Source organism: Paenibacillus sp. J22R160 (genome assembly GCF_059692135.1).
Window position 1 is genome coordinate 168,865 of record NZ_JCAUAU010000003.1, and the last position, 23,252, is coordinate 192,116.

The 23,252-nt window shown below is 46.2% G+C and carries 22 protein-coding genes; 3 read left to right on the forward strand and 19 right to left on the reverse strand.

All coding sequences use genetic code 11. The annotated features are described in order from the left end of the window. Positions 1-153 precede the first annotated feature (153 nt). The 8 genes from ytvI to AC58UW_RS07945 form a co-directional block, all read right to left on the reverse strand. The gene (gene ytvI / locus AC58UW_RS07910; RefSeq protein WP_497420154.1) at positions 154-1,200 is read right to left on the reverse strand and encodes a sporulation integral membrane protein YtvI; all 1,047 of its coding nucleotides are present in this window, start codon (positions 1,198-1,200) and stop codon (positions 154-156) included. Positions 1,201-1,214: 14 nt separating this feature from the next. Next, positions 1,215-2,552, reverse strand: a complete 1,338-nt coding sequence (locus AC58UW_RS07915) for a hemolysin family protein (protein WP_497420155.1) — start codon at positions 2,550-2,552, stop codon at positions 1,215-1,217. 29 nt (positions 2,553-2,581) lie between these two features. Continuing rightward, positions 2,582-3,709 carry a radical SAM/CxCxxxxC motif protein YfkAB gene (yfkAB, locus tag AC58UW_RS07920; protein WP_497420156.1) on the reverse strand — a complete coding sequence of 376 codons (1,128 nt, stop codon included), beginning with the start codon at positions 3,707-3,709 and terminating at the stop codon, positions 2,582-2,584. Positions 3,710-3,827: 118 nt separating this feature from the next. After that, positions 3,828-6,059: an MMPL family transporter gene (locus tag AC58UW_RS07925; protein WP_497420157.1), complete on the reverse strand. Its 2,232-nt coding sequence runs from the start codon at positions 6,057-6,059 to the stop codon at positions 3,828-3,830. Positions 6,060-6,123: 64 nt separating this feature from the next. Beyond that, positions 6,124-7,257: an HD-GYP domain-containing protein gene (locus AC58UW_RS07930; protein ID WP_497420158.1), complete on the reverse strand. Its 1,134-nt coding sequence runs from the start codon at positions 7,255-7,257 to the stop codon at positions 6,124-6,126. 119 nt (positions 7,258-7,376) lie between these two features. Further along, positions 7,377-8,189 (reverse strand): undecaprenyl-diphosphate phosphatase, encoded by an 813-nt coding sequence (locus tag AC58UW_RS07935; RefSeq protein WP_497420159.1) that lies wholly within the window; start codon positions 8,187-8,189, stop codon positions 7,377-7,379. Positions 8,190-8,292: 103 nt separating this feature from the next. Further along, entirely contained in the window at positions 8,293-9,741 is a 1,449-nt protein-coding gene (locus tag AC58UW_RS07940) for a bifunctional metallophosphatase/5'-nucleotidase (protein ID WP_497420160.1), read from the reverse strand. Further along, positions 9,738-10,208, reverse strand: coding sequence for a molybdopterin-binding protein (locus AC58UW_RS07945; protein ID WP_497420161.1), 471 nt, complete (start codon positions 10,206-10,208; stop codon positions 9,738-9,740). Before AC58UW_RS07945 ends, AC58UW_RS07940 begins: the two co-directional genes overlap by 4 nt. A 135-nt stretch (positions 10,209-10,343) precedes the next feature. Between AC58UW_RS07945 and AC58UW_RS07950 the strand changes: the two genes are divergently transcribed. From AC58UW_RS07950 to AC58UW_RS07960, 3 genes are read left to right on the forward strand one after another with little or no spacing between them, the layout of a single operon-like run. Continuing rightward, a complete protein-coding gene (locus tag AC58UW_RS07950; RefSeq protein WP_497420162.1) occupies positions 10,344-11,042 on the forward strand; it encodes a molybdenum cofactor biosynthesis protein in 699 nt (232 codons plus the stop codon). Between the two features lie 21 nt (positions 11,043-11,063). Continuing rightward, the gene (locus tag AC58UW_RS07955; protein WP_497420163.1) at positions 11,064-12,128 is read left to right on the forward strand and encodes a ThiF family adenylyltransferase; all 1,065 of its coding nucleotides are present in this window, start codon (positions 11,064-11,066) and stop codon (positions 12,126-12,128) included. Positions 12,129-12,174: 46 nt separating this feature from the next. Next, on the forward strand, positions 12,175-13,218 hold the full coding sequence (locus AC58UW_RS07960) for an HD-GYP domain-containing protein (protein ID WP_497420164.1): 1,044 nt from the start codon (positions 12,175-12,177) through the stop codon (positions 13,216-13,218). Positions 13,219-13,225: 7 nt separating this feature from the next. Here AC58UW_RS07960 and AC58UW_RS07965 read toward each other — a convergent pair whose 3' ends face one another. From AC58UW_RS07965 to sufC, 11 genes are all read right to left on the reverse strand, one after another. After that, complete coding sequence (locus AC58UW_RS07965; RefSeq protein ID WP_497420165.1) at positions 13,226-13,615, reverse strand: DUF350 domain-containing protein; 390 nt, start codon at positions 13,613-13,615, stop codon at positions 13,226-13,228. Beyond that, positions 13,612-14,265: a signal peptide protein gene (locus AC58UW_RS07970; RefSeq protein ID WP_497420166.1), complete on the reverse strand. Its 654-nt coding sequence runs from the start codon at positions 14,263-14,265 to the stop codon at positions 13,612-13,614. Before AC58UW_RS07970 ends, AC58UW_RS07965 begins: the two co-directional genes overlap by 4 nt. After that, complete coding sequence (locus tag AC58UW_RS07975) at positions 14,262-15,458, reverse strand: glutathionylspermidine synthase family protein (protein ID WP_497420167.1); 1,197 nt, start codon at positions 15,456-15,458, stop codon at positions 14,262-14,264. Before AC58UW_RS07975 ends, AC58UW_RS07970 begins: the two co-directional genes overlap by 4 nt. Before the next feature lie 4 nt (positions 15,459-15,462). Beyond that, positions 15,463-16,215, reverse strand: a complete 753-nt coding sequence (locus AC58UW_RS07980; protein WP_497420168.1) for a hypothetical protein — start codon at positions 16,213-16,215, stop codon at positions 15,463-15,465. After that, positions 16,212-16,433 (reverse strand): hypothetical protein, encoded by a 222-nt coding sequence (locus AC58UW_RS07985; protein WP_497420169.1) that lies wholly within the window; start codon positions 16,431-16,433, stop codon positions 16,212-16,214. The genes AC58UW_RS07980 and AC58UW_RS07985 overlap by 4 nt, the downstream gene beginning before the upstream one ends. Before the next feature lie 116 nt (positions 16,434-16,549). Then, positions 16,550-17,659 carry a C40 family peptidase gene (locus tag AC58UW_RS07990; protein ID WP_497420170.1) on the reverse strand — a complete coding sequence of 370 codons (1,110 nt, stop codon included), beginning with the start codon at positions 17,657-17,659 and terminating at the stop codon, positions 16,550-16,552. A 181-nt stretch (positions 17,660-17,840) separates the two neighbouring features. Beyond that, positions 17,841-19,238, reverse strand: coding sequence for a Fe-S cluster assembly protein SufB (gene sufB, locus AC58UW_RS07995; RefSeq protein ID WP_167061261.1), 1,398 nt, complete (start codon positions 19,236-19,238; stop codon positions 17,841-17,843). A 66-nt stretch (positions 19,239-19,304) separates the two neighbouring features. Then, positions 19,305-19,739: a Fe-S cluster assembly sulfur transfer protein SufU gene (gene sufU / locus AC58UW_RS08000; protein WP_497420171.1), complete on the reverse strand. Its 435-nt coding sequence runs from the start codon at positions 19,737-19,739 to the stop codon at positions 19,305-19,307. Next, on the reverse strand, positions 19,726-20,952 hold the full coding sequence (locus tag AC58UW_RS08005) for a cysteine desulfurase (RefSeq protein WP_497420172.1): 1,227 nt from the start codon (positions 20,950-20,952) through the stop codon (positions 19,726-19,728). The genes sufU and AC58UW_RS08005 overlap by 14 nt, the downstream gene beginning before the upstream one ends. After that, complete coding sequence (gene sufD / locus AC58UW_RS08010; protein WP_497420173.1) at positions 20,949-22,244, reverse strand: Fe-S cluster assembly protein SufD; 1,296 nt, start codon at positions 22,242-22,244, stop codon at positions 20,949-20,951. Before sufD ends, AC58UW_RS08005 begins: the two co-directional genes overlap by 4 nt. A 57-nt stretch (positions 22,245-22,301) precedes the next feature. Beyond that, on the reverse strand, positions 22,302-23,132 hold the full coding sequence (gene sufC, locus AC58UW_RS08015) for a Fe-S cluster assembly ATPase SufC (RefSeq protein WP_145659645.1): 831 nt from the start codon (positions 23,130-23,132) through the stop codon (positions 22,302-22,304). Positions 23,133-23,252 lie beyond the last annotated feature (120 nt).

The window sequence follows — 23,252 nt, forward strand, 5'->3', positions numbered from 1 at the left end:
GAGACGGCTTTTCCGGCCTTCTCACTGCTCTTCCCTCTCTCCCTCCGGAGACGGGCTTCCCGGCATTCTCAGACACTAAAAAAAAGCCCTGCTCTTTGCCATGAACGGCAGTTAGCAGGGGCTAATTTGTACGCAGCACAGACATCCGCGCTGTTAATCCAACTTAATGTTCAATTTCAAAAGACCGGCCTTCCGCATCGCCTGATAAATAATAACGACCAAGGGTCCTAAGAACAAGCCTGCTACGCCTAGAAGCTCGAAGCCAATGTACAAGCTTATTAAAGCCGCGAGGGCATTAATCCCTACTGCTTCGCTTAGCACCTTAGGCTCCACAATACGGCGGAAGATTGTCAGGGCAAGGAACAGCACCAATAAGCCAATTCCCATCCCCGTATGCCCTACTAACAGCTGATAACCAAGCCATGGGATGAACACTAGCCCCGTACCAATGACTGGAACGAATTCCATCACCATCACCAGTAAAGAAATAGCTAACGGATATTCCGCTCTAAGCACCAGTAAGCCTACGAAAGTGACCAAATATGTTAATATCGCCATGATGAGCTGAGCACGTATGAACCCAAAGATTGCTTCTCTCAAATAAATAAGAACATTTTCCATTTTGGTTCTCGTCTGGTCTTCGAACATGGACAGGAAGGCAATTCGCTGTTTCGGCAAGCTAAACATGCATAAATATAAAGCGATGATATAGACGATCATGACGATAAAGAAATTCGGAATTTTGCCCGCCATATTCAGGAAGAATCCGGAAATTCCGCTCAACATGTCGGTTAATGTAGCGGTTAACGTTTCTGTGCTTCGCTCTACCCAAGTTTGCACCTGCGCCGCCATCTCTGGCGACAAGGAATCATAGAACACCTGAGTTTGACTAACGGCCTGATCGACGTATTTATTGACATCGTCCATATAATTGGGGGCTTTGCGGCCCAGATCAATGACTTCTGTCACAACATTAAACCCTATGAAATAGAACAAGGCCAGCGTCAGCAGTGTAAAAATGGTACTGATAATCGACGCAGCAATCAACCGGTTGACCTTCATAGCTCGCATGAGCAGCAAGGTTAGAGGATCCAAAAAAATAGCGGTAACCAAAGCAAGCAGGAAAGGTAACCCTATCGTGAAAAACCCGTATAGGACCAGCAATCCAAGCACTATGATTAGTGTCGTCTTAAGCGACATAGGAATTCCTCCGATTATTCATTTCCAGGCTTTACAGAGTTGATTTTGGTAATATGTATACGTACAATACGCAATCGATCTACTTCAGAAACTTCAAAAACATGATTGCCTGAAGCCACTCTTTTACCTTTAACCGGGGCTCCTTCCAGCTTCTTAAATAACCATCCGCCTATAGAGTCTACATCCTCGTCTTCAATTTCCAAGTCCAGCATATCGTTCAAGTCTTCAATGAGCACACGTCCGTCTACGGATGTATACTTATCTTTCACCTCAACTTCTGGTCGTTCGTCAATATCGAATTCGTCGTGCAGTTCACCAACGATTTCCTCCATAATGTCCTCTAAAGTGAGAAGACCTGCGGTACCGCCGTATTCATCCACGACGATCGCTAATTGCGAATGTTTTTTCTGCATTAATTTCAAAACACGACTTACTTCCATGGACTCCGGCACATTCAAAATAGGGCGAATGAATTCACTAATCTCGTGCTCTACATCAGGATCAGCCGTCAACAGATCGGTAATATGTACGAATCCGACAATTCTATCTTTATCCTCGTCAGCGACGGGATAACGGGTATGTTTTGTTTCATGAACCATCCGCAAGTTTTCGATAAAACTGACCTCTAGATACAAACAATCCATATCGGTCCGCGGTAGCATCACTTCTCGAGCAATACGATCTGAGAATTCAAAAATATTATCAAAAAGCACCATTTCATCTTGATCGATATGCCCGCTCTTCACGCTCTCGTCCATCAGAATTCGAATTTCTTCCTCCGTATGCGCCGCCTCATGCTCGCTTGCGGGCTCTACGCCGATCCAAGACAAGAACTTATTGGCCGTTCCATTGAGCACCCAGATGATCGGACGAAACAAGCGATAGAAGTATAGCAGAGGCGCAGAGAGCCAAAGTGAGGTCAATTCCGCTTTTTGAATCGCGAAGGACTTAGGCGCCAGTTCCCCCAGTACAATATGGAGGAAGGTAATGAAACCAAAAGCAACAATGAAAGATATCGCATGCGTATACACAGTAGCTTCTAGGCCTAGCATATGGAAGAACGGTTCCATGATCAGCTCAGAAACAGCTGGTTCCCCTACCCAACCCAAGCCTAACGAAGCTAAAGTAATTCCGAGCTGTGTGGCTGACAGATATGTATCTAATTCCGATGTAACCTTGTTCGCATACTTTGCCTTGCTGCTGCCTTCATTAAGTAGCTGCTGGATGCGGGAATGCCGCACCTTGACAAGCGCAAATTCAGCAGCAACAAAGAAACCATTCAGCAGTACGAGGATAATTACTAATACCAGATTTAGAACAATAGGTCCAATTTCAAAGGAAGTATGTGGCAAGTGCGGATAGCTCCTTCAGATAGATGATATTAGATAATAGCTTGTCGGTTTTTAAAATCAATGGAACGATAATACGAGTCGGCTACCAGCAGGTTCGGGCCGCAGCAGGAAGCTGCACTGCAGAAGCAATTCACCTTCTGATTGAGCGGGTTATGCTCCCATCTGGCAAAAATGGTATCCAAATGATCATCATGGATATTACCCAGAGGCGGTTCATTCGCAAAATCGGTGACGTAAACCTCTCCGGTAAATGTGCTCACATTTAAGCGGTTTCGGCCATCTGGATCATTCCGAACCGTGACATTCGGCTCGTCGCGAAGCCTTTTCACCAGCAAACGGTCCTCCTCGAGCTCATTGCAAGCAAAAAACGGCAGTGTGCCGAATAACATCCACATGTCGCGGTTGCGACTGTCCAGCAAGCGATGAATGCTGCTTCTTAACTCGTCCAGTGAAACCATTGGCAAATGGGAGGCAAAAGAGCTCGCGTACATGGGGTGAACCTCGTGTCGTTTGCAACCCATTTCATCGATCAGCCTGTGAATTTGCGGAAGCTTCTCATGCGTGCGTGTGTTAATCATGGATTCCGCTGATACGTACAGACCGCCTTTGCTGAGCGCAATCGTATTGTCTACCATACGCTCATACATGCGCACCGCTGTTTCACGGCCTACCGGATGCTGAGAATTAACGAAACCGACTTGGTGGAAATCGTCAGCATTCAAGTAATTAAAGGAAATATGCATGACGTCTAGATAAGGAGCAAGAAGCTCATACCGCTCCAAGTCGAGCGTCAAATTAGAGTTGATTTGTGTGCGAATACCCCGTTCGCGCGCATATTTGAGGATCGGCAGCATGTAATCTTTGACAATCTTAATATGATAAGAAGGCTCTCCGCCTGTCAAGCTGATTGTCTCCAAATGTTCTACCTGATCCAGTTTATTCAAAATAACAGGTAAGGGAATACGTGGCCCTTCCGTCATCGTTAACGAGTCGCCTACCGCGCAATGCTCACAACGCATATTACACAGATTGGTAATCGTTAACTCTACACTCGTAAGTACGTGTTTCCCGTATTGCCGATAAGACCGAATCGGGTCCCAAGGGTCATAAGCGGGAGATAGCTCCGGTAAAAAGGAGCGTGTTCCATTCATATTCATGCTGTTCACACCTGACCTATCATTTCCTATTCACTTGCTATTTGTTCTTTTCATGCCTATACCTATGCCCTTTATTGTAACTTATGATGCGAAAAAAAGGAAACCGCCTTCTCTTTCGCTACGGTTTCTCCGCAGGAATCGACGCCGATTTCACCCGCAACCACTTTGGTGCCCACCAGTTTGCGTCTCCAAGCAGCTTCATCAAAGCGGGAACGAGCATGACACGAACAATCGTAGCGTCAATGAGAACCGCGAGGCCAAGCCCTAGACCAAGCGCCTTCATGATTTCAATATCTGTGAAGATAAACGATCCGACGACTACAACCAGAATGAAAGCAGCGCTTGTAATTAAACTGCCTGTTTTTTTGAGCCCTTCCGCCGTGCTCCTATCATTATCTCCGCTTGCTTCATATTCCTCCATGATGCGAGAAATTAAGAAGACTTCATAATCCATCGAGATGCCGAACACAACACAAAAGATAATAACCGGCAGCGTTGCGCTGACATAACCAATGGACGTGATATGCAGCAAATCCGCCATATAGCCATGCTGAAACACTAACACTACGCACCCGAGACTTGCGCCCAGACTTAGCATATTCATGAGAACAGCCTTTAGAGGCAGCAGTATGGACCGGAACGCAATCAGAAGGACGAAATACGTAATCCCCATGACAAAAGTGAGCACAGTAGGTATTTCATTTTGAATACGATCAATAATATCAAGCCGGTAAGCCGGTCCGCCAGTGACCGCCACACCAAGTCCATCCTGCTCCAAGGTGCGAAGATCCCTCACAAGCCCATCCGTCGACGGGTCATCCGGGTCCTTCTCAGGCACAACAACAAGCAGCGCAGTGTGTCCCTTCGCCAGCTTGCCCCCTTCGATCTGATCTCTAACTCCGGGAGCCTTCAGCATTCCTGCTAATTCAGCATCTGTATGTTGTCCTAGCGAACTGAGATAGCTTTGAATTTCTTTGACGCCGGAAACGCCTTTCACTTTATCCTCGTATGCCCGAACTTGACGTATCGCCGACTCTTCCCATATCTCTTCTTCCGTATGTACGACGATTTGAATTGGCCCCATCATCCGTGGGTCATAAGCCGTTTTAAGCAAGTCCGATCCGTATCGCGACTCATAATTAGGAGGCAGCACCTCGGCATTAGGCACACTCAGCTTCATTTGACCAATGGGGGTCATTGCATAAATCAAAACTCCCCCAACCAGAATGACTAGCAGAACAGGCCGCTTCATTACCCCATAAGCAATCTTTTCCCAGAATCGGGACGTCTCCTGTTTGCGGAAGCGCTTAGGGAGCACCTGAAGCGAATTAATCCGCTTGCCGAGCAACCCCAGGAGCGCTAGCAGCATCGTGTTGGCGACAACGACAGATATGGATACGACAATGATCCCCCCTAAGCATAAGGAGCGAAAAAACGTGAGATCAACGAACAGCATACCGAGTAATCCGATCAGCACCGCAATGCCAGAGAAGAAAATGGATTTCCCAGCAGTCTGACAAGTCATGGCTACCGCCTCAGCTACACTCGGCTGTACCTTAAGTTCCTCCCGGAAACGGCTAACCAGGAATAACGCATAATCAATCCCGACGGCAAGTCCCAACATCGTCACCATATTCGGGAGGAAATTCGATAAGGACTGGTGCTGGGCAATAAAATAGGTAATTCCTAGCGTAAGCGTTACGCTCATGAGTCCCACGATCATTGGCAGCAGCGCCGCGACTAGCGTTCCAAAAACAATTAACAATACAATGAGCGCGATGGGTAAGCCTATGGCTTCAGATTTGGCAATGTCATGCTTGCTCGCTTCCTGCATGTCGTGCAAAATAGCAGGCCCTCCGGTTACATACACTTGCATGTCTGCAGGAGGATGCACACGCTCCTTCAATTCGGGGTATTTCTCTAGTGCCGGGTCCGTATCCAGATCCAGTGAAACGTTCACAGCCTGGACATCCAAATGCCCTTCATTTCGAGGCGTGGCAACGAAATTTACACTTTCTACATAGGAAAGTTTCTTTAATTCACTAAGCGAATCCATGATGACTTGCTGCTGCTCTTTCTTGGTCATATCGAGGCCATCCCCCGTATAGACCAGATTAATCATCGTAAGGGGTACGCCTAACTCATCCCGCAGCTGGATGAGGCCGAGATCCGATTCGCTTCCTTTTGGCGTAAATCCATTATCTTTGAGTATCCCGGGTGTTTTCTGTGCAAATAGCGCGAAACTAAGGAACAGCAGAACGCAAAGCGTAAGTACCAGCCAGCGATAACGATGCATGGCGTATCCCCATCTCCAAAATTTCCCTTTCACCGCTGATTCTCTCACATGCATCCCCCTGATCTGCAAAAAGAACCTGGGATCCCAGGTTCTTCATGTTCGTTATCTTTATTTTATCTCAAAGTAGCGTTGGCATACCCGATTCTGTGTCCAGTTCTTCTATTTTAATTTCACCGATTTCTGAAATTAGGACCGAATGCTTGATTGAGAGATCGATCTCATACGGTTCTTTGAGTTCTTTTCCCGCTTCATCCTGCAGGATACGTACGACTGGCCTCTGTGGAACCGTTAAATTTAATTTGGAAACAATCCCGAATTCGCCTGTGTTCAATTTCACTGTGATGCCAAGTGGGTAAATCGCAATTTTATCGCGAAACAAAGCAATTTGGCTTTGATCATACATCGTGCCTGAACCCGCAAAAAGCTGCTCCATAGCTTCATGAGGCAATAACGGCCTGCGATATACACGAGTTGTTGTCATAGCGTCGTAAGAATCTACCAAACCGATCCATCTTGCAAATTCATTAATATCCGGGCCTTGTAAACCCCGTGGATAACCGCTTCCGTTGATCCGTTCGTGGTGCTGAAGAGCGCAATGCGCAGACAACAGCGGTATATTGGGCTCATCCTTCAGAATTTGAAAACCATAGGTGGTATGATTCTTCATCTCCATGAATTCATTACTCGTCAACTGAGAAGGCTTGCGCAGGATGCCTAATGGAATTTTGGTCTTTCCAATATCATGCAGCAAAGCACCAAGTCCCAGCGTCTCCAACTTTTCACGGCTGTATCCATAACTAATTCCTAGCATGATGGCGTAAATACTGACATTCACCGAATGCTGGAATAGATAATTATCTTTAATATTCATATTGTTTAGCATGACCATTGCACCTTGATGAGCACTTAAATCATCAATAATCATGTTCATCACATCACGGAAATTACGTCCGATATCATAATAGCTAACAGCTCCGCGTTTGTTCGAATCTTCCATAACCTTCTTAAAGGTATGCCGAATTTCGTGAACAGCTCTGCTTCGCGTTTCATCTTGAATAATATCAACTTGAATAACGTCATCGGTCCGGGAATCTGCGATATAAATATAGTCGATGCCATATGAAAATAACCGATCGATTAGTCTCTGTGATAGTTCAACGTTGACAGCGAGTAAAACCATCCCATCTTCGTTGTAAATATTCTTAGCCAGCCTCATTCCAGGATGACACTTGTTGATCGGCATTAACAGCATGTAAGGACCCCCGAGTAGCTGAACGTTATTATCTATCTAAATGTAATAGATTTCACCTAAAAGTTCAACAAAAAAAACCGCATCTTTCGACGCGGTTCGCCACTTTATTTCAAGGAACATTACTTTAGTAACATATAGAGTACAAATACAATGGCTACGGCGAAACGATAGTAGGCAAAATAGGTCAATTTCATATTTTGAACAAACTTAATGAAAGAAACTACCGCTAACAGAGCTACGATGAAAGCCACCACAAACCCTACTGCGAAGAAAGCAAAATCATTGGAAGAAAGAGCTTCATAGTTTTTCAAAAAATAGACACCGGAAGCCCCGAACATAATCGGGATAGCCATGATAAACGTGAAGTCTGCAGAGGCTGCGCGGCTAACGCCTGAGAGCATCCCGCCTGCAATCGTTGAACCGGAACGGGAGAATCCTGGCCAGATCGACACAAGCTGCCACAAACCGATGAAGAAGGCTTGACGGTAAGTTAAGTCATCCAATACCTCGGTGCTTGGTCTCTCTTTCTTCTTCTCCGCAATGATTAGCAAAATACCACCCAGAATAAGTCCGATAACGACCGTCGTCGAATTAAACAACTTCTCATCGACAACATCATTAAACAAAAAGCCGATGATTCCTGCAGGTAAAATACCAATAAGAATATGCAGCAGATTCAGTTTTTTCCCGCTTCTGCTCTCGCTTTTTCTTTTCACTAAGCCAAACAATGATAAGATCCGTTTCCAATAAATAATGACGACAGCCATGATAGCCCCGAGCTGAATAACGAAATCAAAAGTTTTCATGACTTCGTCGTTTTGCGTGTTCAACAAACTTTGCGCCAAAATCATGTGTCCCGTTGAGGATACCGGTAAAAACTCAGTCAATCCCTCTACGATCCCAATAATGATCGCTTCAAAAATAGTATGCATGGTTTCCCCCTAAAGGTTAGAAATTATGGTCGGACTCCTGTCCAATTATTTATTTTACTTGGAACCTATGTGATCTGACAACTTTATTGACGAATTCGTAGGTCTAAACCCTCGCTGCCGAGGCCTTATGGTCATTAAATCTTGCTGAGTGGCAGCTTGCAATAGCCTCATGATCTGTAACCTCGCGGGCTAGCACGTCACGGATAAACTCCGGGAGCATGTACACCACATCTTTGCCACGGCTCAAGGATAAATAGCCAGATCCGAAAGTAAACATATCAATCGTGCCCACGACATAGTCACGGCCAGGGTCCAAAGGCTCTTCGCCCACATGCACGGCGATGATACGTTCATAAGGTGCGCGGGAGCTGTCCCACTCGACAGTGATGCCGTCGACGCTAAGCACGCCTAGCACCTCGCCCCGGAAGCCGAGCCCGCGAATCGGCTTCTCCATGAATTCACGCAGCAGCGACTCTTCGAGTGCCTGCTGCAAATCCGCGCCGCTGAGCAGCATGCGGCACGGGTTGATCGGCCCCGGGCAGATTTCCAGCAATCTGCCGCGCGTCAAGCGCCCCTCCTTCAGTCCCTGAAGGAGTTGGCCGCTGTTGACCAGCCCGATATCGGCGCTGGTCCAGCGGCGAATCCCGGCGGCAAGCAAGTTGCCGAGCGGGGATTCGCCGTGCCAGTCCAGGCGCAGCGGCTCCCGCAGCTGCGCCACTTCTTCGTCCAGCGCCGCTGCGCCGGCGATGCGGAAGCGTGCCAGCAGCGCGGCTACGCTGCTGTCTTCTTCGCTGCCCGTCGTCATCGGGACGACGCGGCTCTGGAACTGAGCGATCCGGCGCTGCGCCGGATCGTAGGCAAGTTCGATGTGGCCGGCATACTGCCCGAACTTGCCGGCCGCAGCCAGGTAGGTGCCGCTGATCAGGAGCGGCTCCTCCAGAACATGATGTGTATGGCCGCCTAGGATCACATCGATGCCTTCGATTTCCTCTGCTATGCGCCTATCCATCGGCAGACCGAGATGGGACATGACCACGATGAGGTCTGTGTGTGGGCGCAACTTCTCTGTAAGAGTCTTCACGGCCTCAAAAGGGTCCGTTACATCCCATCCGAGCAGCTCATAATAAGCCGGATAAGCCGCCGTCACGCCGATAATTCCGATTCTCAAACCAGACTTTTCAATCGTCAAGGAAGGCAGCATCCAGTCGGGAGTTACGTGCGTTGCTCTTTCGTAAATATTGCTTCCAAGAACAGGAAAACGCGCGTTCTCTTTGAAAGCCTTTCTTAAAAAGTCAGGCGTAAACGTCAGCCCTTCATTATTGCCAAGAACCATGGCATCATAGCCTGTTGCGTTCATGATCTCCAAATTTGCAATTGTATTAGTGCCTTCTGTCTCCGGACTCATCCGGTCCATATGATCGCCAATATCCAGCGTCAACACTTCACCCGATGACCAGTCCCGGCGAGCTTGGTTAAAGTAGCCACTAATTTTGGGCATCATGTCAAAATGGCTATGCAAATCATTCGTATGTAAAATCAGAAGTCGTCTCATTTCTTAATTTTCAACTCATCGAGTGTTACTTTATTTTTAAAACCAAAGGTGGCTTCTTCGCCAAGTGTGGCATCATGAAGAAACCAGATATGTACAACACTTTTGACATTGAGGCATTCACTGCTTCCATCTGGCACATACAGACGAATCGGGTACCCCTTCTTCAATGGCTCTTCGTCTTGAGCGTAGAGAATAAGAGCAGAGTCTACTTCCGACCACGACATTAATGCTTGAAATTCATCAACAGCCTCTACTTTGACATGCGTAGGCTCGCTTTCAGCTTGTCCGCCACGGCTGTTTTTCCAGCTCCGATACCAAGCTTTTAGATCAAATGCATCCCCTGAAACGTTCGGAACACGGTCCTCAAGCGCCAATTTCATCTCCGCCAGATCAACGAGTTCTTGTACTGTAAATGTTTCATTTGTTAGATGTGGGTCTGACACTTGTATGCGTAAATCTGCTTGCATCCTGACCATTCTCCTTTCATCTCATAAGCTCATTTTGCTTTTCCCAACGCCCCATCCATTATACCATTCCTTGGTCAAAATATGATATGCTGTAAGGGATTCTCACACTAAGTATTTAGGAGCAAAATTGTGAATATGAACATCCAACTTTTCGCAGGACTGGTTGAACTTTTCGGGACTAACGTCCTACATATAGCCATCGACGGCCAAGATTCCATGTCCATCGAGCAGCTTAGAAAACTGATCACGGATAAGTATCCGGAGGCAGCGTCACAGTTGCAAACTTGTTTTTTTGCCAAAAATCAAGCTTATGCAGACGAGAGCGATTTGGTCACTCCCGCCGATGAGCTTGCTCTCATACCACCCGTGTCGGGAGGTCAGCCTCTTTTATATGAAATCACCTACGATCCGATTGATGCTGGACAAGTTGCCGCCAAAGTAAATCATCCCAATCACGGAGCTTCGCTCGTCTTCATTGGGACAACGAGAGAGATGACGCATGGACAGCGCACGGTCCTCCTCGAATATGAAGCCTATGTTCCTATGGCGATCAAAACAATGGAAACTATCGGTCAAGAAATCACTGACCGATGGCCGGGCACACTTAGTGCAATGACCCACCGTTTGGGCAAGGTGGCGATTGCTGAGGCTAGCGTTGTGATCGCCGTTTCTTCCCCTCACCGGGCAAGCTGTTACGAGGCAAGCCGCTACGCAATAGAAAGATTGAAACAAATCGTACCCATTTGGAAAAAAGAAATTTGGGAGGATGGCTCGGAGTGGAAAGGCAGCCAAACAGGCCCTTGGAATCCGCTTCAAACGACACTTACGGATTAAAGTGAATTGGAGATGACTTACGTGGATACATTTTTACATACGGAGCAAGAAAATGGCGTAGATGCGCGTTATTCAAGACAAGTGCTATTCTCCCCTATTGGTCTAGAAGGGCAGCGTAAACTTATTGGCAGCCGTGTCGTTATCGTTGGTCTGGGTGCCCTGGGTACAGTGCTTGCCAATCATATGGTGCGCGCTGGCGTTGGATATGTCCGCTTGATTGACCGCGATTTTGTAGAAGCTAGCAATTTGCAACGACAAATGTTATACGACGAAGAAGATGCGGCAACGATGACCCCTAAGGCGATTGCAGCAGCCAAACGTTTACAGCTAGTGAATTCACTTGTCACAATCGAACCTCATGTCATGGATCTCAACGCCACGAATGCCGAAGATTTGTTAGGGGATGTAGATTTAATTTTAGATGGCACGGATAACTTCTCCGTTCGATTCCTTATCAATGATGTGAGTATCAAATTGGGCATTCCCTGGATTTATGGCGGTGCTGTTGCCTCAAGAGGCGTCTCTTTGACGATTCTCCCAGGACAGACGCCATGCCTGCGTTGTTTGTTCACCCAAGCTCCCGCTGCTGGCACGACAGAAACCTGCGATACAGCTGGTGTGATAGGGGGAATTATTCATGTTGTCGCTTCCTTTCAAGCAACTGAAGCTCTTAAACTACTAGTTGGCGCAACAGAGCATCTGAATCTTCGGATGCAGCAATGGGACCTTTGGTTCAATCAGCACTCTGCCATTCATGTGACTGGCGCACTAAAAGGGGATTGTCCCGCCTGTGCCAACAAACAGTATGACTATTTGGAAACCAACATTGAGAGCGACACCATTCAATCTTTATGCGGTCGTAACTCTGTTCAGATTCATCCTGTCCTTCCTGCTGCCAAGCCGCTTGCATACTGGGAAGAGCGCTTGAAACCATTAGGTTCGGTAGAGCGAAACCGGTTCCTTTTAAAGTTCCAGGCAGGCCCTGATTTGCACATGGTTATTTTCCCGGACGGGCGCGTCCTCGTTCAAGGAACGGATGATTTAATTCAAGCCAAAACTCTTTACAGCCGTTATATAGGGATGTAGTATAACAATATACCTACACGAATATAGGACTGGGAGAGGAATTTCAATGCATATACACGTACTTCAACTAATTGTTGGTGATAAACTGATTTCCGATTCCTACAATACAAAAGGACTTCATCTTCTATCAGCAGGTACCATGGTGGATGCGAGCGATATAATGATGCTTAATCGCCATAATGTGGAATATGTAGATATTGCCCCTAGGGTTAAAGAAGCCGTAATGGAGCCAGCAGAATCTTCAAAAGTAAAGCTGGCTCAATTAAACTCCTTCCATGATTGCATTACCGGCATTAAAGACATATTTCGTTCTGCAGAAAACGGGGAAAAACTTTCTATCGGAATGATAGAATCCGCTTTCAATCCGTTAATTGCGAGCATTGAGGAAGAGAACGATGTCGTAACTTTGCTGCTTTCATTAAGCAGTCAAGATGATTACACTTTTCAGCATAGTGTACAAGTAGGTATGCTGTCCTACTATATTGCTAAATGGATGAATAAGAGCGAAAAAGAAGCTCTTATTATTGGTACAGCCGGCTATTTACACGATGTAGGAAAATGTAAAATTTCCCAGGAAATCTTATTTAAGCCCGGTAAGTTGACAAATGACGAGTTTAATGAAATTCAAAAGCATACCATCTTTGGCTATGAAATCATCAAAAGCTCTTTAAAAGACAACGCGTTGGCGCTCGTTGCTCTTCAGCATCATGAGCGCATGGACGGCACTGGCTATCCGTTACGTAAAAAAAGCACAGAGATTCATTCTTATTCGCTTATCGTTGCTGTTGCAGACGTGTATAGCGCTATGATCAGCAAGCGTGTGTACCAAGATAAGCGTGACCTCTTATTCGTTCTTAAGGAGCTGCACCAGATGAGCTTTGGACAGCTTGATCCGAAGATCACACAGGTCTTTATTCGCAACATGATTCCTAACTTTATCGGGAAAACAGTGTCCCTTAGCGACGGTCGAGTCGGTACAATCGTCATGACCAATCCTACCGACTTTTTCCGACCTCTCATCAAAATCAATAATCAATTCGTAGATCTCTCGCTGTTTAGCGACGTCGAAATTACAACAATCGCGCTTTAAGGCTCATTTAAATAATAAGAGAGCTTACTGCAAGAGCAATTCCGATATATACGGCTGCCAGTAATGTGCCTACTGCTACATTGCCGTCTTTTAACTGATCGGATAGCTTCACGCCAGGCGTTAACCAATCAAATACCCAGTAAGTAGCAAGCAAGCAGACGTAACCTACCGCAAACCATAAACTCATGTGCCAGATCGAGGAATTGCTATATGCGGCAATCGCCAGCACAATGGCAGTTGCTATGAATTTGCCGCCCATCGTGATTCCAACGGCTACGTTCCCCTTGTTTATTTCTTCCATATCGCGGTAGGGCGTCATTAAACTAAATACATACATCCCTGCAAATTGCAGCAGGACTATAACGAATAAACTAATTACAATATTCAATACTATCATTCTGCCCACCCCCGGAATTTCGCCATAGATTGATCATAATTGCTGTAATCGTGTACTTCCTCTAAAATAACCTGAACTTCTTTCTTGTTTTTAAAACTTGTGTAACGATCCTCTGGAATTGGCTGCTTCACTTTTTGCCCTGTTGGCAGATCAGCAACTGCGAAATAGCGGAATTTGCCATCTAGCTCCGTTTTATATACGCCTATCAGTTTCACATCCGTCTTAATTTCAACCTTGAGCTCTGCCAGATCTTTATCGGCTTCTTCCTTCGTTTTGAACGTCTTAATCGGCTTCCATTGCGATAGTGTCACGTTGTTCTTCCCTTGACTGTCCGCTGTCATCGTTGCCTGCATATAGCTGAGCACATAAATTTGATCGCCAGTTGCAAAGTTCTGGTCATTCGATATGCGCTCATTATTCGGCAGCAAAACCATGTCCCCCTCGATCAAATCCCCTACTTTGGCTTGCTGCACCTGATAATCCCAAAGCACATCGCCATTCATGCTGCTACCGGGTGTCGTTGCCGAACTTCCAATGGCCGGTTTGCTTAAGACAGAAGGCTTCTTATTGAACAGGCTGCTAATGCCCCAGATCATCAGAATGACGACCAGGACGACTGACGCCATAAGCCAGAATCGTCTTTGTTTCAATGTGTTTTCACTCCAATCGGTACAAATTGACTAGCATTTCCTGTAATTTTCCCGCCTGCTCGACCTAAGAGCCCACAAGGCGTTCCGTTCAATACAAACAGCCCCGTTAATAAATGCCTATTTCCATGAGCAAAAGCTAGTTCGGGTAAATCGGCCCTTTGCTGATATACGCGCTTAAAAAAGATACTCGTATCAAAGCCTGCTTCGTCTTTAACCTCTAGCTCCCCCATTGCGTCATAGAGTTCAACCGAGCCTCCTTCTCTTCCAAACATCGATTTGGACACATAATCCCCCAACAACTCTGGAGAAAAAAAGGTAGGCAGCATATAAGCAGCTATAGCTTTATGCTCTTCCGCGGTGAACAACGCTGCGTGATCCCTGTGAAGTCCCCAGACAATGGCTTGCAGGCCCTTGGATTGCAGAATAATCGCATGCAAAGGATTAAACAATTGAATGAATTGTTCTTCAATCGCATAAGAGAGCGCCTCTCCGCCATCATCAATACCCATCCATTCCTTCGGATACAGCGCAAACATACTGGAAATGATTTGTTGCTCTCCGACCTTGACTACCCCTTCGTCAATCCACAAATCCAGACAATCAACACATGTCATGTGTCTTCCGCTATGAGCAACAAGCGCATCAATTGTTCCTGTATCTTCCGCGTGCTGGCCATAAGCAATGCATGCAGCGAAGTCCGGCGCCTCAATGTCCCATGCAGCGCGGATTAGGTTTTTCATCTCCGTATTCGGGGAGACATAACCTTTTTGCTCGCATAACCACGGTGTCGCAATCGACGCTTCCACATAACCTGTGGGAGTGTCTGCATTCAGCTCTAAGAGCTTGATTCTGCCCTTCTGATCCACGGTGAAGTCAAATCTCGCATAGCGGCTTATGACCCCTATGTCATTCAGTTCCAGCCGATCGAGTCCATCCCAAAGCACTTCGGGAATCGACAGCTGCTGGTATAAATACCTATTCCCTTTCACATAGCGAACAGCTTTATCAAATACGCGCCACAATACATCTGCCGCGAGAATTAGCTCGTTATAAGTTGATTGTTCCATAAGGACAATTTGATCAATCCAGTACGCTTCATCCTCTAAATTGGCCCATGTGAATCCTAGCTCATCGAGCTGTTGGACTCTATGCTCTCTATCTGGATCTGGCGTGCCTATGACTTCGAATACCACAGCACTAACCTCCTGAGCTTGATGAGGAGCTGAATCCACTCGATTTCCCGCCTATGCTGCCAGATGAAGTCGATGTTGATTTCGAGCTGGACGTTGTACCGCTGCTCGTGCCTGAACTGCTAACGGAACCTGTATTCCCAGTAGTTCCAGTGTTTCCTGTACTCCCAGTATTCCCGGTAGTTCCCGTAGTTCCTGCATTTCCTGTAGTTCCCGGCTTCGTGTTAGATGAAGATGACTTATTACTGTTCGTGGTAAATGTTCCAGACCCGCTTGACGTCGTTGGCGCTTTGGTCGTTGATCGATTAGAGAACGAGCTAGGTTGATATGTTTTTGTAACATAAGGTGTATTAGAGCGATAGTAATAAGAACGATGGCTGCTCCCCCAATTGCTGGAGGAATAAGGACTTGGGCTATTGAAAATAAGATGGTATAAGAGCAGATCATCCCATCCAAACCCGCTGCCTCCACCATAGTTATTAACGATTATAGGCGCCGTGCTTCCACCTGATGTACCACTACCGGCTGTCGGTGTTGGTGAAGGCGATGGCGACGCTGTTCCTGCTGCCGGAGGAACAGGTATATTCCAGTCAACAGCCGGGTCGAAATAAGTTTTCACTTCATCGGTCGACCATTCGACCAACTTGGATGAGGCTGCGTTAGGCGCCGGCGTCTCCGCGGCGTAGGCTGGTAATAAAAGCAGCTGTCCGACTAATACCAAACTTATTGAAGCTGAAAATACCTTGAGCGGTCTTTTCACTGCTTGTTCCCTCCCCCTTCGGAACCAACGGTAACCAATAAAAGTTCAAACACATTCAGATCTAAATTCAATCTTCCTTCAATCATTTCATATTCCTTGCCGCCAATGAGCACATAATTCGCTGCATCTAGAGCTTGCATCAGCTTTTCATCCCACGGACGTTCACTGATTTTCACTAGCTGTCCATCTGCCAACTTTTCGAAAAGTGTAATTGTCATTCGGTTTCATCCTCCCTCATCGATGACTTCATACTAGATAAAACGCACGAGCCGACCTTTTGTTTCATATTGGCAAAAAATAAAAAAGTCTACCCCTAAGGATAGACTTGATTGACTTAAGTTACAATACGTTTTGCTCGAAGGAACGTTTTTTTCCAGTACGCTTTGCTGATATTACTGATCTGCACCCCATTCTTCGGCTCTGGGGAGGCATGCAGCATCTTCATGTTGCCAATGTAGATACCCACATGTCCGATCGTTTTATTTGACTTAAACCGACCTGGGACATAGAAAAACATCAAATCCCCTTTGCGCAAAGATTTTCGGCTAACCAATTTACCCAATCCTGCTTGTTCGCGAGCTAGTCTCGGAAGCTTAACGCTGTATTTACCATACACGTATTGGGTAAAAGTTGAGCAATCAAATTTCCCGGTTTGAGGATAGGGACCCGTCCCGAATTTATATTTAACCCCTTTATATTGCTCACCTTTGTCAATCAAGGCATTAATATTGATGTTTTTCAGAACGGGAATGGCTTTCTCTCCGGAAGATGCCCATACCTGTAGATCATCATTCTCGTCTATACCCAATGAGGCTGGGTTCGCTCCATCCGTTGTACCTCCCTTGAAAGGATCATTCGGGTCGTCTGCAAATGCTAACTCAGGAGTATCCGCGCTAGGGTCAGGAGAATCTTCATTCTCAAGGGGAGAAGCGGATGAAGGATGAATGTTCAATTGATTGTCACTCACATCATAAGACATCTCATCTTGAAATAAATCCGCTATGGCCGAAACAGGCAAATAGAGGGCATCTCCTTCTTTGATGAAAGGCGCACCTACATTGATTTCGGCTCCTTCCTTCATCGCTTTATTGGAGTTTGCCGAAAGTTCGAAGTTCGCGTCATTGTCGCCAATGAGCAGCTTCTGAGCACCGGTATCCCACTCGGCTTGAAACTTCAGTGTTTTAATGAGTTCGTTCGCTGCTACGTATTTTACGTTGTTAATCACTTTAATGGGTAGGACAGCATCCTCATTGCCTAGACTCGTTATCCCGTTTCCTGTTTGCGACAAGCTGTGCGGCATCGCAGTGCCTGTACCTGACTGTGTCATTCCGTTCGGCGTTGGTGCTGAGTTATTAGGAGCCGCATTATCTTTCCCACAAGCCGTTGTTGTCGCTATAGCGATAGCCATACTCCCAATTGCTGCTAGTTTTAGCCTTTTCCACATAACTTCACTTCTCTCCTTTAGGGACACTTTAAGATCCTCTATAGGGTGAGATTTGAGGGAAATAAATATACGTTAGCCAAGTCCAGATTCACATGGAGCATGTTGGAAACAATGATTATCACCGTACTAGCTGCATAAAAAAAAGCGTACCCGATAAATTCGGATACGCTTTGTTGAAATCTTAACCGATGGAGCCTTCCATCTCGAACTTGATGAGACGGTTCATTTCCACGGCATATTCCATTGGAAGTTCTTTGGTGAATGGCTCAATGAAGCCCATAACGATCATTTGCGTTGCTTCTGCTTCCGTCAAACCACGGCTCATGAGATAGAACAATTGGTCCTCAGATACCTTGGATACCGTAGCTTCATGCTCAAGCGTAATGTTATCGTTCATGATTTCATTGTAAGGAATTGTATCGGATGTTGACTCGTTATCTAGAATCAACGTATCACATTTGATATTCGCTTTGGAACCTTGGGAGTTGCGTCCGAAGGAAGCCAGACCGCGGTATGTTACTTTACCGCCATGCTTGGAGATCGATTTGGATACGATTGTTGATGTTGTATCCGGAGCCAGATGCGTCATTTTTGCTCCTGCATCTTGGTGTTGTCCTTTGCCGGCTACTGCGATGGAAAGAACCATCCCTTTAGCGCCGCGGCCTTTCAATACAACAGCCGGGTACTTCATTGTCAGTTTGGAACCGATGTTGCCATCGACCCACTCCATAGTGGCGCCTTCTTCTGCAACAGCACGTTTGGTAACGAGGTTGTAGATGTTTGGTGCCCAGTTTTGGATCGTTGTATAACGAGCACGGGAGTTTTTGAGACATACGATCTCAACAACCGCACTGTGAAGTGAGTTTGTGCTGTAGATAGGAGCTGTACAGCCTTCTACGTAGTGCACAAAGCTTTCCTCGTCCGTAATGATCAATGTACGTTCGAATTGACCCATGTTCTCGGAGTTAATACGGAAGTAAGCCTGTAATGGAACTTCACATTTAACGCCTTTTGGTACGTAGATAAAGGAACCACCGGACCATACCGCACTGTTTAGTGCAGCGAATTTATTGTCGCTCGGCGGAATGATGGTACCGAAGTATTTTCTGAACAGTTCAGGATGTTCGCGAAGAGCTGTATCCGTATCTGTGAAGATAACGCCTTGATCTTCGAGCTCCTTTTGCATGCTGTGGTAAACAACTTCGGATTCGTATTGCGCGGATACACCAGCAAGGAACTTTTGCTCTGCTTCCGGAATACCCAGCTTATCGAATGTTTCTTTAATTTCCGTTGGAACTTCTTCCCACGTTTTACCTTGTTTCTCGGATGGTTTCACATAATACTGGATGTCATTAAAATCAAGATCATCCATGTTACCGCCCCAACGAGGCATCGGCATTTTAAAGAACTGCTCCAAGGATTTCAGACGAAACTCCAGCATCCAATCTGGCTCGCCTTTCATTCTGGAGATTTCTTCAACGATTTCACGAGTCAAACCTTTTCCCGACTGGAAAATCGATTTGTGTTCATCTCGGAAACCATACTTATAATCTTCGAGATCTGGCATTTGTTTTGCCATGGTTAATTCCTCCTTAGCGTTATAGGTTAAGATCAATAACAATGCTCTATGCGATCGCGAAATGCGTTAGTTATCGGTCTTTTGGGTATGTTCAATACCTTTGCGAAGAGCGTTCCATGCTAGGGTTGCACATTTAATCCGTGCAGGGAACTTTTTCACCCCGGATAAAGCCTCTATATCTTCATATTCAAATTCAACAGATTCGCCTTTCATCAGGCCGGAAAAGTTTTCAGCCATCTTCAGCGCCTCTTCGAGCGTCTTGCCTTTGACAGCATCCGTCATCATGGATGCGGAAGACAGAGAAATCGAACAGCCTTCGCCTGTGAATTTTGCATCTTTCACGACACCGTCTTCCACCATCATTTGCAGCGAAATTTTGTCACCGCAAGTTGGGTTATTCAGATCGATGGTTACAGCTTCACCAGACTCAAATTTCCCCCGGTTGCGAGGTGTTTTATAGTGATCCATAATGACTCTACGGTATAAATCATCCAATTGCATGGCCAAAGTACTCCTTTGTTTTTTGTAAGGCCATCACAAGACGGTCAATATCTTCTTCTGTATTGTATAGATAAAAGCTTGCACGAGCTGTACTGCTTACTTCAAGCCATCTCATCAGAGGCTGAGCGCAGTGGTGGCCTGCACGAATAGCTACTCCCTCAGCATCCAGAACAGTTGCCACGTCATGTGGATGCACATCACCCAAATTAAAGGTAACAAGTCCCGCACGGTTGCTAGTTGGCCCATAAACAGTCAGATCCTCGATCTGTGTCATACGTTCCATCGCATAATTCGTTAGCTGAATATCGTGTTTGAAAATATTGTCCATTCCGACTTCTTGCAGAAAATCAATCGCCGCGCCAAGTGCGACAGCCCCTGCGATGATTGGCGTTCCGCCTTCGAACTTCCAAGGCAGTTCCTTCCATGTCGATTCATAAAGATCCACGTGGTCAATCATCTCGCCGCCAAACTCAACTGGCTCCATATTTTCGAGCAAGGCCTTCTTGCCATACAATGCCCCAATTCCGGTTGGTCCACACATTTTATGACCGGAAAGCGCGTAAAAGTCGCAATCCAAATCTTTCACATCCACATTCATATGCGGTGTGCTTTGTGCGCCGTCAACCACCATTTTCGCACCATGTTTATGGGCAATTTGGGCGATCTCTTTGACAGGGTTGATAACACCCAGCACGTTAGAAACATAAACAACCGAAACGATCTTGGTACGGTCTGTTATCGTGTTTTCTACATCTGCCAGCGAAATCGTTCCGTCGGGCTGTAAGGGAATATATTTTAAAGTGGCGCCTGTTGCCTTAGCGGCTTGCTGCCATGGAATCAAATTGCTGTGATGTTCCATCGGCGTGAGGACGATTTCGTCGCCCTCGCGCAATACCGCTTTGGCATAGCTGCTTGCCACAATATTAATGGCTGTTGTTGTGCCTCTGGTGAAAATAATTTCTTGTTCGCTGGATGCGCCAATGAACTTAGCAACTTTCGCTCGAGCTCCTTCGTACGCATCTGTTGCACGGGAACCTAGGGTATGAACACCACGATGTACGTTCGCATTGTCCCATTCATAGTAATGCTTGAGTGCCTCAATCACCTGAATGGGCTTCTGGGACGTAGCAGCGCTGTCTAAATACACCAGTGGATGACCGTTCACTTCTTGTTTTAGAATGGGAAAAAGTTCACGTATCTCGGCTGTTTTCATTGTCCCAGCTTCCTCTCCACTAAGCTTTGCAGCTGTTCTTCAACGCTCTTAATCGGAATTTCGGAAACGACTGGCGCCAAGAATCCGTAAATGATCAAGCGCTGAGCTTCTTCTTTCGTAATACCGCGGGACATCAAGTAATGCACTTGCTCCGCATTCACTTGACCAACACTCGCAGCATGGCCTGCTTTAACATCGTCCTCATCAATGAGAAGGATTGGGTTCGCGTCTCCACGAGCTTTGGGGCTAAGCATCAACACTTTCTCCGTTTGTTGACCGTTGCAGCCTTGTGCTCCTTTTTCAATCTTCGTGATCCCGTTGATGATTGCCGTAGCGCTATCTCGCATAACAGCACGCGTAATCATGTCGCTCGTTGAGGCTTTGCCCCAGTGAACAGCGCGTGTCGTTAAGTTAAGCTTCTGCTCATGCGTACCGACACAAATGACTTTCGCATCGGAATCAGAACCTTTGCCTTTAAGAATAGACGTTGTATCCGACATCGTATTCCCATAGTTCATTTCCCCAACTACCCACGCAATGCTTGCATCATTGTCTAGAATAGCGCGGCGGTAAGTTAAGTCCGTAACGGACTCTTCAAAGTTGTGAACGGACGCGTAACTCACGCGTGAGCCCGGTTTCGCGAATACTTCAACGATCCCGTTGTGTACGAGTTCAACTCCCGACAGAGAAGATACAAAGTTATCCACGTAGGAAACAGAGCTGAATTGTTCTGCAACGATAAGCACGTGTGGAGCAAATGTAGCTTCAGCATCATCCGTAACAAACAACGCTTGAAGTGGGACTTCCACACGAACGTCTTTTGGTACGTAGATGAAAATACCGCCGTTCCATAGCGCAGTATGCAGAGCTGTCACTTGATTTTCGCTGGCTTCGACGGCTTTCATGAAGTAAGGCTTCACTAGATCGGCGTGGTCGCGAATCGCTGTTTCCAAATCAGTGAAAATAACGCCTTGCTTCTTGAGTTCTTCGGAAACTTGGTTGTACACAACTCCGGAGTTGCGTTGAACAATCAGGTTATCTGAATTCGTTAGACCTTGGGCTACCTCTGGTAAAGACTCAAGGGAAGTCAAAGGGGTTTGCGTTTTATAGGAACCGTAGGAGGAAATGCTCCAACGATCAATTCTTGTCTTTTCAAGCGTAGGTAATTCCAAAGAATTCGCTAATGCTAACCCTTCTGTACGAAGGGCAGTCATCCATTCCGGCTCCTGCTTGCTGCGGGAGAGCTCGATGACAGCATTAGTATCTATGGAAAGTTGTGTTTGAGTACTCATGGTATTCCTCCTAATATATAAGGACCTTTGACCCTAAGATCAAAGTCTCTCCTCTCTTTAGTACTTCGGCCCCGGCGTGTTCATTGGGATTTTGAATTCTTCCTCGTCTTGACCAACCGTCTCGTCCACGATGCCGAGTTCTTCTTTGATCCAATCGTAGCCTTCCGCTTCCAGACGCTCAGCTAGCTCTGGACCACCGGATTTCACGATGCGACCTTGCATCATAACATGTACAAAATCAGGTTTAACATAGTTGAGCAAACGTTGGTAATGCGTGATGATCAAGAAGCCGCGCTCTTCACTGCGCATAGCGTTAACGCCTTCAGCAACGATACGCAAAGCATCGATATCCAGACCGGAGTCAATTTCATCAAGAATAACGAATTTAGGCTCAAGCAAAAGCATTTGCAGGATTTCGTTACGTTTTTTCTCACCGCCGGAGAAACCTTCGTTCAAGTAACGGTGCATGAACTCAGGGTTCATTTCAAGCTGTTTCATTTTGGCTTCCATTTGGCGAATAAACTTGATCAACGAGATTTCGTTGCCTTCGCCGCGACGTACGTTGATTGCGCTGCGCAAGAAGTCAGCGTTCGTTACGCCCGTGATTTCACTCGGGTATTGCATAGCTAGGAACAAGCCTGCGCGTGCTCTCTCATCAACAGCCATTTCCAAAACATCTTCACCTTCTAGAGTAACAGAACCCTCCGTCACTTCATATTTCGGGTGACCCATCAAAGCGGAAGCAAGTGTACTTTTACCCGTACCGTTCGGTCCCATGATGGCATGAATTTCTCCGCCTTTGATTTCAAGACTTAACCCTTTCAAAATTTCCTTTCCTTCGACGTTCGCTCTAAGACCGTCTATTGTAAATGTTGGTGAATTTGCCATTTTCTTTAAGCCTCCATAATGTTTAAATGTACTAGATAAACGACAATCATAAAATGATTATCATTGATTCTCATTAGAATAATTCTATTATAACTTACTATGTCAAATCAAGAAAGAGCA